Below are 17,658 nucleotides of genomic sequence, written 5' to 3'. Positions count from 1 at the left end.
CAAGAAGTATGCAAGCAGTGGCTACTTACGGCGGTAAAGAGCTAGAGCGCGAGACAGCTAAAAGAGCAAAAGAGCATAAGCTAGATATGGAGTATGCTATCTTTGGTCTTGGACGTGATGCTGATGTTAAAAAGAGTGTCTTTAAAGCACCGACTGTTAGAACTGGCGAAATGGCAGGCCTATTTTACTTCTTGGCTAAAGACTCAGCCGCATTTGCAAGTGGTAAGCGTGGCAACGTTGTAGCATTTGATAGCACAGGCGACTGGAAAGGCACTCCAGCAGCACTAACTGAAACTGTGTTATCACAACTACTTCAAAACATTTGGGATGCAGGCACAACTCCAAAAGATGTGTTTATTGGCGCTGAGTTAAAACTAGCTATAAATAAAATAGTGTTTAGGTATCATTCTCGAAGTCAAATAATTATTTTAATATTAAAATTTATCGCTGAAAGATTGATATTTGGTATCACTAAAGCAATAATATCTATACTTTTAGAGAATTTTGTTTGAATGCAGCCAACAAATTTGCCGACATGGCAAATTTGTATGGTTTTTAATTCAAAATATCCAAAAGTATTTCACTAATTTTGACCTATCTTTTCTTCTAGAAATTCCAAAATTTCTTGTGATTTTTTATTTAGCGACTCTTTTGGGATCTGCAAGAAGCTGCCTTCTTTTAAGATCAAAGCTACAAAATCATCCGTTTCGCAAGTGCCAAGAAACGCACCATATGAAAAATGAACCGTGCTCGTTGCTGTGGCGAACAAGACCTCATTATCGTATATAACGATCTCTTGTTCGCGCTCAACATCGATTTTTGAGTAAATGGCTCTAGTAAATAAAACTGGTTTAATTATGGTCGCATAAATATAGAGCAAGACTATGCCAACACAAAGAACAATGGCTAAATTTTTGCCATAAAAGAGACGTCATTTATATCCGAAAAAACTACTAAATCATTCTCAAAAATGTCAAAAAGAACAACCAAAGCTACTGCGCATAGCGCAGCAAATGGCAGCTCGATCGCTCTCATCAAAAACACAAATTTATTCTTTTTGTAGACGGTGCTTGAGACCTTATGTAGCAGTTTTTTAAATTTAGCATCGTTTTTTATACTAAATTTCGCTCTAAATTTTTCATTTTGCATGTTATTTCTTTAAATTTTGCCTAAATTTCATCCGTGATGATCTCTATCTTGCTTACATCAACCAAGCTGCCATCTAAGATGATCTCCTCTATCTTGCCAGCTCTTATGACGCCACTTTTTGGATTTTTCACGCTTTTTATGCAGCTTTTTGTGCTCACATCGACGCTTGAATATTCAAAAGCAAGGCTTGTATCCATAAAAGTGCAATCTTTCACGACCAAATTTTCCACGTAGCAAAGTGCTTGCAAGCTCTTTATCGTGCAGTTTATGAGTGTAACATTTTTCGCGTTCCAGGCTAGGTATTCGCCTGAGATGAGGCAGTTTTGCGCGACCACGTTTTCGCAGTTCCAAAAGGCATCTTTTGAGATGAGTTTTGAGTTTGTGACGCGAAGGTTTTTGCAGCCATCAAAGCAGTAGTTGCCGTCCAAGCTTAGCCCATCAACCTCCAAATTTTCGCTATTTGCCCCGAAGTAATCCCCTTTTGCAAAGACGTTTTTTATCTTCACGTCTGCGCACCCCCAAAGTGTCTCGGCGGCGTCTGAGAAATTTACATTTTCAAGTGAAATTTGCGAGCTTTTTCTAAAGCTTTTTGGCGCATTTATGAGCACGTCTTTGAAGCTTAAATTTGTGCTGTACCACATGCCAGCCCTTGCTAAAGGCTCCAAATATCCGCCATTTAGTGTGATATCGCTTGCGTACCAAAGTGGATATTTGTAGGCAAAAACGCACCCATTTAGCTTTAAATTTGAGCTGTGCTTTAGCGGCGACTCGCCATCTTCAAAGATGCAGTTAGTAAAATTTAGCCCCTTTGATCCAAACATCGCACGTTCTCCTGTGAAAATTTCTGCGGTTCTCTCTTGCATTTTTGTCCTTTATTAAATTTTCTCTCAAAATTATACTGATTTTCTTAAATTTTATTGCAAAGTGCCATTAAATTTACTTTAAAGACGCAAAGCGTTATAATCGCCCCAAAAAAGGAGCAAAAATGGGTTTAAAATCAGACTCTTGGATAAGAAAAATGTCGGTTGAAAAGAAGATGATCGTGCCATTTGCCGAGGAGCAAGTGGGCCGCGGCGTCGTGAGTTACGGCGTTTCTAGCTATGGCTACGATATCCGCGTGGGCGATGAGTTTAAAATTTTCACAAACATCGGCGGAACCGTCGTTGATCCAAAGAATTTTGATGAGAAAAATGTGGTCGATTTTAAGGGCGATGTCTGCATAGTGCCGCCAAATTCTTTTGCCTTAGCGCGCACGATCGAGTACTTTAACATGCCTGATAACGTGCTAGCGATCTGCCTTGGCAAGAGCACATACGCAAGGTGCGGTATCATCGTAAATGTCACGCCTTTTGAGCCTGGATTTAAGGGGCATATCACGATAGAGATCTCAAACACGACGCCGTTACCTGCGAAAATCTACGCAAACGAGGGCATCGCGCAGGTGCTATTTATCGAGGGTGACGAGCCTTGCGAGGTGACTTATGCTGATAAAAACGGCAAATACCAAGCCCAAGAAGGCATTACACTACCTAGAATTTTGAAGTAAAGACAATGAAAATTTTGTTTCTTAGCGAGGATAAAGAACTGGCTAAATTTTTAGAAGAAGATTCAAACACACTAGTAAAAACAATAGAAAAAATTGACGAAGAATTTGTATTAAAAAATAAGATAGATTTTATTGTGAGTTATGGTTATAGGTATATTTTGCCTTATGAGGTATTAAGACATTTTTCTGGAAGAGCAATTAATTTACATATTTCGCTGTTGCCATACAATAGAGGAGCAGATCCTAATTTCTGGTCTTTTGTAGATAACACACCAAAAGGTGTTAGCATCCATTATATGGACACAGGGCTAGATACTGGAAAAGTCATAACTCAAAAAAAGATAAATTTTGATGCATCGAAGGAGAGTTTTGCTACCAGTTACAATACTTTACAAGTAGAGATTCGGAAATTATTTAAGTCGTGTTGGCAGGATATTAAGACATCAGAATCAGCTAATAACTCTAACGGTCAAACCATTGTTAACAAGGGTACCTATCATAGGGCAGCGGATAAGGAGAAGTATATGCATCTTTTGAAAGATGGTTGGGATACTAATATCGCATATTTTCTAAATAGAATAAAAAATATTCAAATTTAAAATAATTTTTATAAACCCTAAACAATAACGAAATTTTGACGAAATAGAAGCTAGAAAGAGCGAAGTTTTGATAAACAAAATTTTAAACTTTGGTATGGTATGTGCTTGAATTTTTATAGAGAATATTTTAAAATAATCTAATTAAAAATCAAAAACTGCTATCAAAAAGGTACTGGAATGTTTAACAACAAATCGATATTGATCACCGGCGGAACAGGAAGTTTTGGTAAAAAATACACCGAAATTTTGTTAAAAAAATATAAGCCAAAAAGGCTAGTTATCTACTCACGCGACGAGCTAAAGCAATACGAAATGGCCCAAATGTTTAAAGACAAGGCTATGCGTTTTTTCATTGGTGATGTGAGGGACTATAAGCGCTTAAGAACTGCGATGAACGGCATAGACTATGTCATCCACGCAGCTGCGATGAAACACGTGCCAATCGCAGAATACAACCCGATGGAGTGCATCAAAACAAACATAGATGGCGCCCAAAATGTCATCGACGCCTCTTTGGAGTGTGGCGTTAGCAAGGTGATCGCACTCTCAACTGACAAGGCATGCAACCCTGTAAATTTATATGGAGCTACAAAGCTAGCTAGTGACAAGCTTTTTGTTGCTGCAAATAACATTGTTGGAGACAAAAAAACAAGATTTAGCGTCGTAAGATATGGAAACGTTGTTGGCTCTCGTGGATCAGTAGTGCCACTCTTTAAAAAGCTGATCGCACAAGGAGAAAAAGATCTTCCTATCACGCATGAGAAGATGACTAGGTTTTGGATCACGCTTGAACAAGGTGTAAATTTCGTCCTTAAAAACTTTGAGAGGATGAAAGGCGGCGAAATTTTCATACCAAAGATCCCATCAATGACGATGGTCGATCTTGCAAAAGCCCTTGCACCAGATCTTGGCGTCAAGATCATAGGCATTCGCCCAGGCGAAAAGATGCATGAGATGATGATCTCAAGAGACGACGCGCATCTTACATACGAATTTGATGATTACTACGTTATTAGTCCATCTATCCAGTTTTTAACAGCACAAGACTTCTCGACAAATGCTCTTCATCAAAAAGGCAAACCAGTTAGTGAGGACTTTGAATATAGCTCAAATACAAATAAAATTTGGCTCGATAGAGCAGGCCTTCTTGAGATGATAGGAGATGCTAAATGATCCCTTACAGCCGCCAGCAGATCACAGAAGAAGATATCAAAGTAGTAGCAGATGCGCTAAGAGACGACATCTTAACAGGTGGCCAAAAGGTCAGTAAATTTGAAGAGGAGCTGGCAAAGTATATTGGTGTAAAGCACGTGATCGCTATGAACTCAGCCACTTCAGCCCTGCACGTAGCATATCTTAGCCTGGGCGTAAAGACTGGCGATGAAGTGATCACGACGCCTATCACCTTTGCAGCCACTGCAAATGCGGCTTTGATGGCAGGAGCGCAGGTCAAATTTTGCGATGTAAAAGCAAATGGCAACATCAATGAAGAGAAAATCCCAAATTTGATCACACCAAAAACAAAGGTGATAACTGCGGTTGATTACGGCGGCAACCCTGTGGAGCTAGATCAGATCATAAATTTAGCCAAAAAACACGGTATAAAAGTGATAGACGACGCCTCTCACGCCCTTGGTAGCGTGCAAAACGGCGTCAAAGTGGGCGTTAAGGCTGATATTAGCATATTTAGCTTTCACCCAGTAAAGCCTATCACCACGCTTGAGGGCGGCGCGCTTGCTACAAACGACGATGAGCTAGCAAGACTCGCAAGACTTTATAGAAGCCACGGCATCGCTAAAACAAAGCTTTGGGATAGCGACATGAGCCTGCTAGGCTACAACTACAGGATCACGGACGTTGCCTGCGCTTTGGGGCTTAGCCAGCTAAAAAGACTGGACGGCTTTATCGCTAAAAGAAACGAGATAGCTAAATTTTATGATGAGGAATTTAGCGGGTGTGAATACTTTAAAACTATAAATATCCCAGCAAATACAACTAGCTCAAGGCACCTATATCCAGTTCTTTTGGATGAGAGATTTTGGGATAAAAAAGAGCAAATTTTTGAAGCACTCTTGCAAAAAGGCGTTGGCGTGCAGGTGCATTATAAGCCAACATATAAATTTAGCTTTTATAAAACGCTTCTTGGCGAAATTTCACTGCCAAATGCGGAGAAATTTTATAGCGCCGAGCTTAGCTTGCCGTGCCATCACGGAATGAGCGTGGATGATGCTAAATTTGTTGCGAGCACGCTTTTTGACGTGCTAAAAAGCTTTAGCGAGCAAAAATGATCTGCATCATCCCAGCAAGAGGCGGTAGTAAGAGAATACCTGGCAAAAACATAAAAGACTTTTTAGGCAAGCCTTTGATCGCTTATAGCATCGAATCTGCGCTAAATTCTAAAGTTTTTAGCGACGTAATCGTAAGCACTGATGACGAAGCGATCGCAAATGTGGCTAGAGAATTTGGAGCTAGCGTGCCATTTTTTAGAGAGGCGAGCCTAAGCGACGACTACGCGACAAGCACCGACGTGATAAAAGATGCGATAAGGCGTGTAAATTCTAGCTTTAGTGACGTCTGCTGCCTTTATGCCACAGCGCCTCTGATAACGGCTGAAATTTTAAAAGAGGCTGCAAGCGAGTTTAAAAAGCAGGAGTGTAAATTTTTATTTTCAGCGACTGCATTTGATTTTCCTATACAAAGGGCGATAAAGCTTGATGAAAACGCTAGGGTTAGTATGTTTTATCCGCAGTTTGAAAAGACGCGCTCGCAAGATCTTGAGCCTGCATTTCATGACGCTGGGGCATTTTATTTTGGCAAAAAAGAGGCTTGGCTAGAGTGCAGTGCTTTGTTTGCGCCACATTCAAAGGTATATTTGCTGCCAAGAAATTTAGTCTGTGACATCGATACGCTAGAGGATTTTGAGTTTGCTAAAAAGCTTTATTTGATAAATAATGGAAAGATCTGATTGAAAGAATTTAAAGGACTCCCCCTGCTAAAAACGCTCGTGCGCGCTGATAGTAGCAGCAAGATAGGGCATGGGCACATCAGGAGAGACCTTTTGCTTGCTAAAAAATTTAATAACATCTCATTTGCATCTTTAAGGCTTGAAGGTGACATTTTTGATGAGATAAGCTACCCTAAATTTAGCCTAAGAAGTGGCGAGATAGATGAACTTTGCGAGCTTATCAAAGATAATAAATTTGAACTTCTCATCATCGACCACTACGGCTTTAGCTTTGAAGTCGAAAGAGCTATAAAAGAAAAAACCGGCGTTAAAATTTTATCATTTGACGACACTTACGAAAAACATTTTGCAGACTACATATTAAACGTAAATTTATATGCGCAAAAGGCAAGATATGAGGGGCTGGTAGAAAAAGGCTGTGAGGTATTTTGCGGGAGTGAGTTTTTGCTAGTTAGAGATGAGTTTTATGAAGAAGCGCAGGTAAAAAGGGAGAAAATTTACGACTACGCTATCATTCTTGGAGGCACTGATATCTCTGGGTTAAGTGCTAAAATTTCAAAAAAGTTACTCTTAAAAGGGCTAAAAACAGCTGTCATAACAACAAGTGGAAATAAAAACTTAAGCGCCCTAAAAGAGATATCTAGTAAAAACGAAAATTTTAGCCTTTTTGTAGATAGTAAAAGCGTAGCAAGGCTGATGAACGAAGCCAAAATGCTCATCATAACAGCAAGCTCGCTTGTAAACGAAGCTTATGTTTTGGGAGCTAAATTTAAAGCCATTTGCGTAGCGGATAATCAAAAAGAGATATTTGCTTGGCTCAAAGAAAATGGGTATGAAGCTTACTGGGGAGATGAAATTTGCTCGGTTATATAACATGCAAAGATAGTTGTCTTAAGCAGCAAAAAAAGGGAGTAAATGAAAATAGGAAATTTTGATACAGACAAAAAGGTCTTTATAATAGCAGAGCTCTCTGCTAATCACAGCGGTAGCCTAAAAACGGCGGTAGATACGATAAAGGCAGCTAAACGCGCTGGAGCTGATGCGATAAAGCTTCAGACATATACGCCTGATAGCTTGACTCTAAATTCGCACCTAGACGACTTTGTCATAAAAGGCGGACTTTGGGATGGGAGAAATTTATACGAGCTTTACCAAGAGGCGCTAACGCCAAGAGAGTGGCATGCGGAGCTTTTTAAAGTGGCAAAAGAGGAGGGGCTTGCCTGCTTTTCAAGTCCATTTTGCAAGGACGACGCCAACTTTTTAGAGCAGTTTAATCCGCCAGCTTATAAGATCGCAAGTTTTGAAGTGACGGATTATGATTTTGTAGAGTTTGTGGCCAAAAAAGGTAGGCCCATCATCATCTCAACTGGCATAGCCTACGAAGAAGAGATACAAGACGTGGTGCAAATTTGCAAAAATGCAGGCAATAACGACATCGCCCTTTTAAAGTGCACATCAAGCTATCCAGCGCCACTAAATGGCATGAATTTGCGAACTATTAAGGATATGAAAAATAGATTTGGCATTGAAGTGGGCTTTTCAGATCACACTTTAGGCGTGACAGCCCCAGTTGTAGCAGTTAGCCTTGGTGCTAGAATGATCGAAAAGCACTTTATACTTGATAAAAGCATAAAAAGTGTCGATAGTGCTTTTAGCCTTGATGAGAGAGAATTTGCTCTTATGACAAAGTGTGTTAGAGAGGCCGAGGAGATTATAGGAGAAATTTCATATGAAGTCGGTGAAAAAGCACTAACTAATCGCTTTTTCTCACGCTCGCTTTATGCAAGTGCAGATATTAAAAAAGGTGAAATTTTTAGTGATCAAAATATAAGAAGTGTACGTCCAGGGCATGGCCTTCACCCTAAATTTTTAAAAGAGCTGATCGGAAAACCATCAAAAAGAGATATCAAATTTAGTGAGAGAATAACAAAGGAGGATTTGATATGAGTGATAAAAAAAGCAAAGTGGATAGCCAAAAACCAATGCCACTAGAAGAAAATCAGGTAATTATTCAAAACCCAATCTTCAAAAAAAACCTTCAAGCCCTCTTTCAACAAGATGAAATTCTAGCAGCTAGGCTTTGGTCTATGGAAGCAAATAAAGATTATGAAATTTTTATAGGAAAAGACCCTATTGATGTAAATTTAATAAACAAACACACTTTTAGATATGTATATGATAATCCGGTTACAGATACTTTAAAGCTACTTGAAGATATTGAAAAGGACTACAAGCGTTATCCGATATTATTTTTTTATGGGTTAGGCAATGGAGTACTTTATAAGGCATTGACAAAAAATGAAACTCACCAAAAAATAGTAGTGATCGAGCCAGAGATCGAAATAATATATCTTGTATTAAATGTCATTGACCTATCAAACGATCTAGCAAGTGGACATATAGTGCTTTTTTATTCTGATTTAGCAACCTATACACAATTTTATTATCTAATGATAGAAGCTAAGCTAAACTCATATGTTAAAACTTATAACCTTATGGTCCATACTCCTTTTTATGATCAGTTCGAAGAAGACTACATAAGGATAAATAAAGAGATCACAAGAGCATTTTCTCAGATAGCTGTTGCTCACGGCAATAGTATAGATGATCTTTTAATAGGAACAAGGCAAAACTGTGAAAATTTAACATCTATGATTAAAAATTATAGCTATAAGGGTCTTATAAAAAAAAGACATGGCTTGATGGATACAGCTATTATCGTTTCAACTGGTCCGAGCTTGGATAAACAGCTTAAAACGCTTAAAGAGTTTGCCCCGTACGCTACTATCATAAGCGTTGATGCCTCTTATCCGATCCTTGCAAAGCACGATATTAAGCCAGACTACGTAGTATCTATCGAGAGAATGATACCGACCTCGACTTTTTTTGAGAAAAAATATCCAAAGATCGATGATGACATATACTTTATGGTTGCCTCAGTTACACATAAACAAACCATCAAAAATATCTTACCAAGAAAACTTGTACTAACTATGAGACCTCAACAAGAGGAGCTTATGTATGGACTAAAAAGATATGGCTATCTAGGTGTTGGACATAGTTGTGCAAATATGGCTTATCAGTTAGCTTATGTTTTGGGTCATAAAAATATTGTTTTTATAGGACAAGACCTAGCCTTTGGTAAAGATGGATCAAGTCATGCAAAGGGTCATGCGTTTGCGCAGTCAGATGAAAATTTATTTGTTAAAGCTTATGGTGGAGAGGGAGAGGTCAGAACGACCTACGTTTGGACTATATTTAAAAACCAGTTCGAAAATGATATAACTCATTCAAATCTCAAAGACATTAAATCATACAATTGCACTGAGGGAGGTGCTAGGATAGAAGGAACTATAGAAAAGCCATTTTTGGATACCATGAGTGAGCTTTGTAAAGACAAAAAAGTAAAAAAACTTCCTTCTATCAAAAAAGATAGCGAAGCAACTATAAATAAAAATTTACTAAAAGCCTATGAAGTAATACGAACAAAAATAAAGATCCAAAATGAAGTAAAACATCAGATAGAAAAAGTATTTTTAGAACTAGTACCTAGTATAGATAAGCTACTAGAACTTAATAGAGAACACAAAATCACAAGTAAACACTATAATGAGCTTCTTAAAATAACAAAAAAGATAGATAAGCTAAAAGATGTGACTACAAAGAAAAGCTATCAAAAGTATATAGAAAATATTTTACAAATTTCAGTCTACCATCAAGAGCTTGAGCTCGCTAAGATTTCAGTAGCTCCTAGTGATACAATTATTCAAAAAGTAAATAAGCTACTTGAGTGGGTTGAAATGCACAAGTACTGGATGTTCTCTGCAGCGGGCGGGCTAAATGCTGATATAGAAGTAACCAAAAAAGCTTCAAAGCCACTTGTTGTTGAGTTAAAAAAGAGAAAGCTAATAACTAAAAATGAGATAGGAAGTGTAAAAGAGAATTTTACACTAAGTATATAAACTAGCTTGCAAGTAGAATTTTCTACTTGCATCTTTATTCGTTTAGCTCACTAAATTTTATAAATTTCACGATATCTAAATAAAAATGCAAACCCTTTAACCATACTAGCTAAAAAAGGTGCAGCTTATACATTAACTATTATTATTTTGTTTTTTGGTAGATATAAAACCCCAAAGACTAGCTTTGGGGCTGGGGGTTTGCGTATTGTAAAAGCATTAACACATTTAAGGCTTTGCTACTGCAACAAAGCCCTATTTAAAACTTAATTTAACTAGCTACGTTATTGTAGAAGTTTCATTACGTTTTGTTGAACGCTGTTTGCTTGACTCATAGCATAAGCACCTGATTGAGCTAGGATGTTATGTTTTGAGAAGTTAGCAGACTCGCTAGCAAAATCTACGTCCCTGATTTGTGATTCTGCTGATTTTACGTTAACTTGAGTTACAGTTATGTTGTTAACTGTAGCTTGAAGTTGGTTTTGAACTGAACCAAGGTCTGAACGAACTTGATCAAGTGTTTTTTGAGCTGACTCAGCGATACTCATAACAGCCATCGCACCGCGAAGTGTCATAACACCTGCAGATTGATTTTTGTCTAGGCCTTTACTCATTCTTTGGAAGCCCATAGCATCTGCTAGTTTAGCGTCTATTTGGCCTCTTACATCTCTAAGAGAAACAGATTGTTGAGCGCCGCCATCAGTAGAGAAGGCTGCTGACATATTAAATGCAGCTGTTGCTTCTAGTTTTATATCTCTGCCATCAAGGCGAACAAGGTTTAGTCTTCCAACAAAGCCACCTGTTATGTTATTTCCTTTGCCACCAAGACCTTTTGAAATATTATCGCCTTTTACTTGGATAGCACGACCATCACGACTTGTTAATACTAATTTTCCTGATTCTGCATCAACTGAAGCTTCAACACCAGTTTGATCTTTAACAGAGTTAATTGCATTTACAAGAGCGCCATTGCTATCGTTTGCTTTAACACTAAGGTCTCCAACTATAACATCATTGATGGTAAGATCTTTGATGTCTGCTTCTTGAATGGCGCCACCGGCCTTCCAAGTAACATCAGCTGTAGCTCTTACACCAGTTTTATCAGCAACTTTGTTGATATTTTCAGCTAGTGCACCAAGACCTTTGCCAATACCCGTTCCAATCTCGGCAGATGTAACACCAATATCATTGACACCGTCAACTTTTAAGAATTTAAGGTCTATCTTACCCATAGCAGTAAGTAGTTTTGAACTCTCAAAACGTGTAAGACCGATCTTGTCAGATGTAGTCGCACCAATACTTGCTTTAACAGTTTGGTTTGAATAAGCACCTATTTGGAACTCTTTATTAGAGAATGTTCCGTTTAGTAGTTGCTGACCGTTAAATGAAGTAGTGTTACCGATATTGTCAAGCTCCTCCATTAGACGAACGATATCAGCTTGCAATGCTTGGCGTGATTGAGTTGTTTGGCCGTCTTGAGCTGATTGAGTAGCTTTAGTCTTGATAGTGTCAAGAACTTTTAGCTGCTCGTCCATAGCTTTGTCGGCAACTTGAATGATACCAATAGCATCATTACCATTTGCAATAGCTTGACCTAGAGCTGAAGCTTGGCTTCTTAAGCTATCTGCGATAGATAGACCTGAAGCGTCATCTGCAGCTGTTTGAATTCTAAGACCAGAACTAAGTTTACCTAGTGACTTAGATAGGTCAACGTTGTTGCTAACTGCGTTAGCGTGTGTGTTAAGTGCGTTTACGTTTGTGTTAATACGAAAACTCATTGTAAATCCTTTTATGTTTTAAGTTACGACTTCATGTCGCACGAAAACTATATCGATCGGTTTTTAAAAAAGTTTAGAGCTATGCATAAAAATTTTTTATAAAAAACAAAAATCGCGCTCCTCCTAAAAATTTTTCACATGTTACACTCTAAAAAATTATTTCTGCTACAATTACGCCAAAAAATTCAAAGGCTATATATAAATGAAAAGCTTAATCATCGTGGAGTCTCCCGCAAAAGCAAAGACTATCAAAAATTTCTTAGACAAAAGCTACAACGTCATCGCCTCAAAAGGTCACATTAGAGACCTGCCAAAAACGAGCTTTGGCATCAAGATAGAGGATGATAAATTTACCCCAGAGTATCGCATCAGTAGCGACCACTCCGCCATCGTAAAAGAGATAAAAGAGCTTGCTAAAGGTGCAGATGAAATTTACCTCGCGACCGATGAGGATAGAGAGGGTGAGGCGATCGCGTTTCACATCGCAAACGCCATCGGCAAAGAGCCAACAAGCCTGCCTCGCATCGTCTTTCACGAGATCACCAAAAGTGCCATACAAAACGCTCTAAAAAGCCCAAGACACGTCGATATGAACAGCGTCAATGCCCAGCAAACAAGGCGCTTACTTGACCGCATCGTTGGCTACAAGCTAAGCCCGCTTTTAAATTTAAAGATACAAAAAGGCTTAAGCGCTGGCCGTGTGCAAAGTGCGGCGCTAAAGATAATAGTCGACCGCGAGCGTGAAATTCAGGCATTTAAGCCGGTTGAATACTACACCATTGACACCGTTTTTAAAAAAGATCTAGACGCCGAGCTAGTTAAATTTGAAAACCAAAAGATAGAAAAGCTAACCATTCAAAATCCTGACCGCGCAAAATACATCATTGAAAATTTACAAAATGAGAAATTTAGCGTCCGTGAGATCGAGAGCAAGGATAGAAAGATCCAGCCAAGCCCGCCATTTATGACTTCAACTCTTCAGCAAAGTGCGAGTAACCGTCTTGGTTTTAGCCCTAAAAAGACGATGATGATCGCGCAAAGCCTCTATGAGGGCGTGCAAACAAACGAGGGCTTCATGGGTGCGATCACATACATGAGAACAGATAGCTTAAATTTAGCCAAAGAGGCCGTCGCTGCCGCTAGAGAGCATATCCTGCAAAACTACGGCAAAGAGTATCTGCCGGCCAAAGCGATAAGCTACACGACAAGCTCAAAAGGCGCGCAGGAAGCCCACGAGGCGATCCGCCCTACAAATTTAAACTTCACACCGCAAATTGCCGCTAAATTTTTAGAAAAAGATGCGCTAAAACTCTACACACTCATCTACAATAGATTTTTAGCATGTCAAATGAGCGCATGTGTGAGCCAAACGCAAAATGTCTATGTCGCAAGCGAAAAAGGCGAGTTTAAGATAAGTGGCAGAAAGGTGCTATTTGACGGCTTTTACAAGGTTTATGGCGAGCTTGATAAGGATAAAATTTTACCAAATTTAAAAAAAGGCGATGAGATGAGCTTGCAAAGCATAAAAAGCACGCAAAACTTCACCGAGCCACCAGCTAGGTACTCTGAAGCTGGCCTTGTTAAAAAGCTAGAAAGTCTAGGCATCGGCCGCCCAAGCACCTACGCACCGACCATCTCGCTACTAACATCAAGAGACTACGTGAGGATCGAGAAAAAGCAGCTCATACCAAACGAGATCGCATTTAGCATGATAGGCGTTTTGGAGGAGCACTTTAGCAACATCGTCGATAGCGAATTTACCTCACATCTTGAAGAAAAGCTCGATGAGATCGCACTTGACAAGGCTGACTGGCAAAAGGTGCTAAGCGACTTTTACTATCCATTTATGGAAAAAATTAGCGCTGGCAAAACTGGCATAAAAAGCCTAAAAACAGCCACTCCGATCGGCGAGAAGTGCCCAGAGTGCGGAAGCGAGCTAGTGCTTAGAAAGGGCAGATATGGCGAGTTTATCGCTTGCTCAAATTTCCCAAAATGCAAATACTCAAGAAACGTCGCAAAAGATAATGAAAAGAGTGCAAAAACTGGCTCTGCAACGGCTGCTAAGCCAAAACGTGAGCTTAAAAAGCTTGATGTGCCATGTCCAAAGTGTGGCGGCGAGATCGTAGAGAGATTTAGCAGGCGCGGTAAATTTTATGGATGTGCCAACTATCCAAAATGCGACTTCATCTCAAACTACGAGCCAGTCGCGCAAAAATGCGACGAGTGCGGCGGCGATATGATCAAAAAAGAGCTTAAAAAAGGCACTTTTATAGAGTGCACAAAGTGTAAGAAAAAGACACTTATCTCTGAAAATTAAAATTTCTAGCCAAATTTTAGCCCTTGAGCCTAAATTTGGCTTATAAATTTGGACTTTAAATGCCTGAAACTATCGTAGAAGTTAGCCAGTATAAAGGGCAAAAGAGCCTTGTGATAAACTGCACGCAGCTAGGGGACAGCTTCACGCCGCAGTATAAAACCGCCAAGCAAAAAAGAGCAGTGCTTGATGAGTGGTGCGACTTTTTAAGAAGCGAGCAGGAGGCATTTGACGAGCTTAACTTTTGCACCAAAATGCCTCAAGAGCTCTTTGACGCAGCGTGTTGCCAAAGAAATTTAAAGAGCCTTCACATCAAATGGGGCTCGTATGAGAGCCTTGACGCGCTGGCAAATCTTTCTAGTCTAAAGAGCCTTTTTGTAGGCTCTGGAGCCAGCGTAAAAAGCATCGCACCGATCGCTAAACTTACTGGACTTGAAAGCCTTGCGGTGGAGAATTTTCAAAAGATAAGTGACTACTCTGCGCTTTCAAATTTGCAAAATTTAAAGAGCCTAGAGATCAGCGGAGACGGACTTTCGCCTAAATTTATCCACATAGATAGCCTAGAGTTCTTACGCCAGATGCCAGGACTTACGAGCCTTATGATCTTGGTGGCTAGGATAAAGAGCAAGGACTACTCACCCATCTTATCTCTAAAATCCCTCACTCACCTTAGCTTGCCGCCACAGCATGCACTTTTTGGACTTTTTGATGAGCTTAGTGCTTTGCCAAATTTAAAAACAGGGCTTTTAAAAGAGAGAGCGGAAATTTATAAGAAAAAATAAAACTTTAAATTTCTAAAAAAATATTTTTTGCAAATTTTAAAACTTTACTCACTCGCCTTAGCAACTTACCAAATTCAGGCCTCGTTATCACTTGCCACTGAATTTGGAAGCGTGATATGCTCGCTTATAAATTTTTAAAATTTTCCTCTTTTTCGTAAATACAAACCACTCTACTTAAATTTTAAACCTACCAAAGCTATAATGCTCCCCAAAAAAGGATCAAAAATGAAAACGATTATGCTTTGTGCGATATGCTCTGTCACGCAGGGAAACTGCGCTGAGGACTGCGCTTATTGCACGCAAAGTGCCAAAGCTGGCGCTGATATCACGAAATTTAAAGAAAAAAGCGTGCAGCAGGTGGTGGATGAGGCCAAAATGGCTTATAAAAACCACGCTCTTGGCTTTTGTTTAGTCACAAGTGGTGCTAGGCTAAATGATAAAAAGACCGACTATATCGCATCTTTGGCAAGAGCCGTGCATAAAGAAGTGCCAAATTTGATGCTCATCGCATGTAACGGCATGGCGACTTACGAGCAGCTTTGTGAGCTCAAAAATGCTGGCGTTTTTAGCTACAATCACAACCTAGAAACTAGCTGTGAGTTTTTCTCAAAAATCTGCACAACGCACTCTTGGGACGAGAGATATCAGACAAATTTAGACGCAAAAAGGGCTGGGCTCATGCTTTGCACTGGCGGCATTTACGGCGTTGGCGAGAGCGAGGCCGACAGGGTGAGCTTTAGAGCTAGCCTAAAAGAGCTTGAGCCATTTTCATCGCCTATAAATTTTTTCATAAAAAGCGACGCCCTAAGGCTTGATAAGCCACCTCTTAGCGCGGATGAGGCCCTAAAAATCGTGCGTGAGACCAAAAGCGCGCTACCAGAAACTAGGGTCATGATAGCTGGCGGCAGGGAGAAGATATTGGGCGAGAGGCAGTACGAGATCTTCGAAAATGGTGCAGACGCGATCGTGATAGGCGACTACCTCACCGCAAAGGGCGAGAAGGCGAGCAAGGACATCGAGGAGCTTACAAAGCGTGGTTTTAGCTTTGCAAGCATCTGCCACTAATGCTTGTAAATTTACTTTTTGCAGGGCTTGGAGGCTTTATCGGGGCTGGGTGCAGGTTTTTAGCTGGCGAGCTGCTAAAATTTAGCCACTTTCCCCTAGCCACACTTGGTGTAAATGTGCTTGGCAGCTTCATTATAGGCGTTTTATTTTGCCTAAATTTAAGCCAAAGCGTGAGAGTTTTCTTAGTCGTTGGCATACTTGGCGGCTTTACCACGTTTTCAAGCTTTAGCCTTGATAGCGTTAAATTTTTACTAGAAGGCGAACTCGTAAAAGGCTTTTTAAATATATTTTTAAACCTTAGCCTTTGCCTGCTCGCAAGCTATTTTGGCATTTTGCTTGGTAAAAATTTATGAGGTTTTTAAGGTGTGTAATAAAAATAGCTTTATTTATGCCATTTTGCAAATTTTAAAACTTTACTCACTCGCCTTAGCAGACTACTAAATTTAGGCTGCACTTCGTTTAGCACTAAATTTAGAGTCGTGATATGCTCGTTCATAAATTTTAAAATTTGTTATAAACTCCTTTGGCATAAAACACATGCGGCACGATAGTGCTATCGCATGCACTTTGAACGTGCGAGGGGATTGGAGGATTTAAAAAGGGGGATAAGGGGACGGCTTTGCTTCGCTAGCTCGCAACTGCAAGCAGACCGTAATTCAAGTCCCCTTGTCTCCCTTTTGAATAAAAGAACTTAAAAATAAAGAAAGTCTGTATTTTTAAAAATAGAAATTTACTATCGCGCAAATTTTAAAATTCCATTCACTCGCAAGAGTTGACTACAGATTTTAGGTCTCGCAAAGCTTGCCACTAAAATCAGAGCCGAAATTACTCGTTCATGAAATTTTAAAATTTGTCAGAATTTTCTAAAATAAAATGCATGCAGTGCGAAGCGTCGTCACATGCACCTCTCTACCTAGCCTCTATCTTTGGCATCTGCAGCATAAAATTTCTAGCTTCGCTTAAAAGCACTGGCTTAAGCGCATCTGTCAAGGTTTTTGGATCGTAAATTCTCTCATACGAAAGTATCATAACTCCATCTTTTTTAAGTAAAAAGTGGATTATTTCTATATTTTTACTCTTAACCTCATCCTTTATGAGAGCTAAAATTTGATCATTTTCTTCGCTAAAAAGCACGTTTTTATCTTGCTTAAGAGCCTTTTTTAGCTCTTCTAACTTGCTTTTTGTCTTGACATCTTTGTCAAACTTTACCTTAAACGAGGCAAAGTGCTCGTCCATATTTTCATTTTTTAAAAAGTAAAAGCTCTCATTTTTAACCACTTGCTTTTTATAAAATGTGCTCCCATCAAACCTAAAACTCTCAACCAAGCTTAGCTCGCCTGCCAAAGAAAAGAGACCAAAAAACAGCAAAACAAAAAGGCTAAATTTACGCATAAAATTTCACTCCAAATTTCTAAAATAGCCGTCATTTTGCCTAAATTTCGCTTAGCTTAATCAAAAAATAACAAAGCTTTTTATACAATCAGGCATTTTTATTTTAAGG

General features: G+C 39.4%; 18 protein-coding genes. 13 read left to right on the top strand and 5 right to left on the bottom strand.

What is annotated here, in order from left to right:
• On the top strand, nucleotides 1-512 hold a 512-nt coding region (locus G6W43_RS04670), incomplete at its 5' end, for an SU10 major capsid protein (RefSeq protein ID WP_194169276.1).
• Between the two features lie 71 nt (nucleotides 513-583).
• Here the strand turns inward: G6W43_RS04670 and G6W43_RS04665 are convergent.
• Genes G6W43_RS04665 through G6W43_RS04655 form a run of 3 tightly spaced genes read right to left on the bottom strand, consistent with a single transcriptional unit; the run spans nucleotide 584 to nucleotide 2,012 of the window.
• On the bottom strand, nucleotides 584-880 hold the full coding sequence (locus G6W43_RS04665) for a YcxB family protein (protein WP_180997157.1): 297 nt from the start codon (nucleotides 878-880) through the stop codon (nucleotides 584-586).
• 26 nt (nucleotides 881-906) lie between these two features.
• Nucleotides 907-1,149 carry a hypothetical protein gene (locus G6W43_RS04660; protein WP_180997156.1) on the bottom strand — a complete coding sequence of 81 codons (243 nt, stop codon included), beginning with the start codon at nucleotides 1,147-1,149 and terminating at the stop codon, nucleotides 907-909.
• Between the two features lie 20 nt (nucleotides 1,150-1,169).
• The gene (locus G6W43_RS04655) at nucleotides 1,170-2,012 is read right to left on the bottom strand and encodes a DUF3737 family protein (protein WP_103617053.1); all 843 of its coding nucleotides are present in this window, start codon (nucleotides 2,010-2,012) and stop codon (nucleotides 1,170-1,172) included.
• A 122-nt stretch (nucleotides 2,013-2,134) separates the two neighbouring features.
• On the opposite strand from G6W43_RS04655, the gene dcd reads away from it, so the two are divergent.
• The 8 genes from dcd (at nucleotide 2,135) to G6W43_RS04615 (ending at nucleotide 10,221) form a co-directional block, all read left to right on the top strand.
• Nucleotides 2,135-2,695, top strand: a complete 561-nt coding sequence (gene dcd, locus G6W43_RS04650) for a dCTP deaminase (protein ID WP_002939953.1) — start codon at nucleotides 2,135-2,137, stop codon at nucleotides 2,693-2,695.
• Between the two features lie 5 nt (nucleotides 2,696-2,700).
• Nucleotides 2,701-3,294, top strand: a complete 594-nt coding sequence (locus tag G6W43_RS04645; RefSeq protein WP_103617052.1) for a formyltransferase family protein — start codon at nucleotides 2,701-2,703, stop codon at nucleotides 3,292-3,294.
• 177 nt (nucleotides 3,295-3,471) lie between these two features.
• On the top strand, nucleotides 3,472-4,467 hold the full coding sequence (pseB, locus tag G6W43_RS04640; RefSeq protein WP_103617051.1) for a UDP-N-acetylglucosamine 4,6-dehydratase (inverting): 996 nt from the start codon (nucleotides 3,472-3,474) through the stop codon (nucleotides 4,465-4,467).
• The gene (pseC, locus tag G6W43_RS04635; RefSeq protein ID WP_194169275.1) at nucleotides 4,464-5,582 is read left to right on the top strand and encodes a UDP-4-amino-4,6-dideoxy-N-acetyl-beta-L-altrosamine transaminase; all 1,119 of its coding nucleotides are present in this window, start codon (nucleotides 4,464-4,466) and stop codon (nucleotides 5,580-5,582) included. Before pseB ends, pseC begins: the two co-directional genes overlap by 4 nt.
• Nucleotides 5,579-6,259 (top strand): pseudaminic acid cytidylyltransferase, encoded by a 681-nt coding sequence (gene pseF / locus G6W43_RS04630; RefSeq protein ID WP_194169274.1) that lies wholly within the window; start codon nucleotides 5,579-5,581, stop codon nucleotides 6,257-6,259. The genes pseC and pseF overlap by 4 nt, the downstream gene beginning before the upstream one ends.
• A complete protein-coding gene (gene pseG, locus G6W43_RS04625; protein WP_194169273.1) occupies nucleotides 6,260-7,132 on the top strand; it encodes a UDP-2,4-diacetamido-2,4,6-trideoxy-beta-L-altropyranose hydrolase in 873 nt (290 codons plus the stop codon).
• Between the two features lie 42 nt (nucleotides 7,133-7,174).
• Nucleotides 7,175-8,206 (top strand): pseudaminic acid synthase, encoded by a 1,032-nt coding sequence (pseI, locus tag G6W43_RS04620; protein ID WP_103617049.1) that lies wholly within the window; start codon nucleotides 7,175-7,177, stop codon nucleotides 8,204-8,206.
• On the top strand, nucleotides 8,203-10,221 hold the full coding sequence (locus G6W43_RS04615) for a 6-hydroxymethylpterin diphosphokinase MptE-like protein (RefSeq protein WP_194169272.1): 2,019 nt from the start codon (nucleotides 8,203-8,205) through the stop codon (nucleotides 10,219-10,221). Before pseI ends, G6W43_RS04615 begins: the two co-directional genes overlap by 4 nt.
• A 281-nt stretch (nucleotides 10,222-10,502) precedes the next feature.
• Here the strand turns inward: G6W43_RS04615 and G6W43_RS04610 are convergent, their stop codons facing one another.
• A complete protein-coding gene (locus tag G6W43_RS04610; protein WP_149712506.1) occupies nucleotides 10,503-11,996 on the bottom strand; it encodes a flagellin B in 1,494 nt (497 codons plus the stop codon).
• A 202-nt stretch (nucleotides 11,997-12,198) separates the two neighbouring features.
• On the opposite strand from G6W43_RS04610, the gene topA reads away from it, so the two are divergent.
• The 4 genes from topA (at nucleotide 12,199) to crcB (ending at nucleotide 16,510) form a co-directional block, all read left to right on the top strand.
• Entirely contained in the window at nucleotides 12,199-14,313 is a 2,115-nt protein-coding gene (topA, locus tag G6W43_RS04605; protein WP_103569958.1) for a type I DNA topoisomerase, read from the top strand.
• 59 nt (nucleotides 14,314-14,372) lie between these two features.
• Nucleotides 14,373-15,092, top strand: a complete 720-nt coding sequence (locus G6W43_RS04600) for a leucine-rich repeat domain-containing protein (RefSeq protein WP_194169271.1) — start codon at nucleotides 14,373-14,375, stop codon at nucleotides 15,090-15,092.
• A gap of 225 nt (nucleotides 15,093-15,317) precedes the next feature.
• Nucleotides 15,318-16,157, top strand: a complete 840-nt coding sequence (locus tag G6W43_RS04595) for a biotin synthase (protein WP_194169270.1) — start codon at nucleotides 15,318-15,320, stop codon at nucleotides 16,155-16,157.
• Nucleotides 16,157-16,510: a fluoride efflux transporter CrcB gene (gene crcB, locus G6W43_RS04590; RefSeq protein ID WP_103593698.1), complete on the top strand. Its 354-nt coding sequence runs from the start codon at nucleotides 16,157-16,159 to the stop codon at nucleotides 16,508-16,510. Before G6W43_RS04595 ends, crcB begins: the two co-directional genes overlap by 1 nt.
• A 556-nt stretch (nucleotides 16,511-17,066) precedes the next feature.
• On the opposite strand, the gene G6W43_RS04585 is transcribed toward crcB, so the two are convergent.
• Entirely contained in the window at nucleotides 17,067-17,549 is a 483-nt protein-coding gene (locus G6W43_RS04585) for a hypothetical protein (RefSeq protein WP_194169269.1), read from the bottom strand.
• Between the last annotated feature and the right edge of the window lie 109 nt (nucleotides 17,550-17,658).

The sequence above is a fragment of the Campylobacter concisus genome (genome assembly GCF_015229965.1).
Classification (GTDB): Bacteria; Campylobacterota; Campylobacteria; order Campylobacterales; family Campylobacteraceae; genus Campylobacter_A; species Campylobacter_A concisus_BD.
Note: the sequence above shows the minus strand (reverse complement) of the source record. Positions and strands in the feature narration are given on the sequence as shown.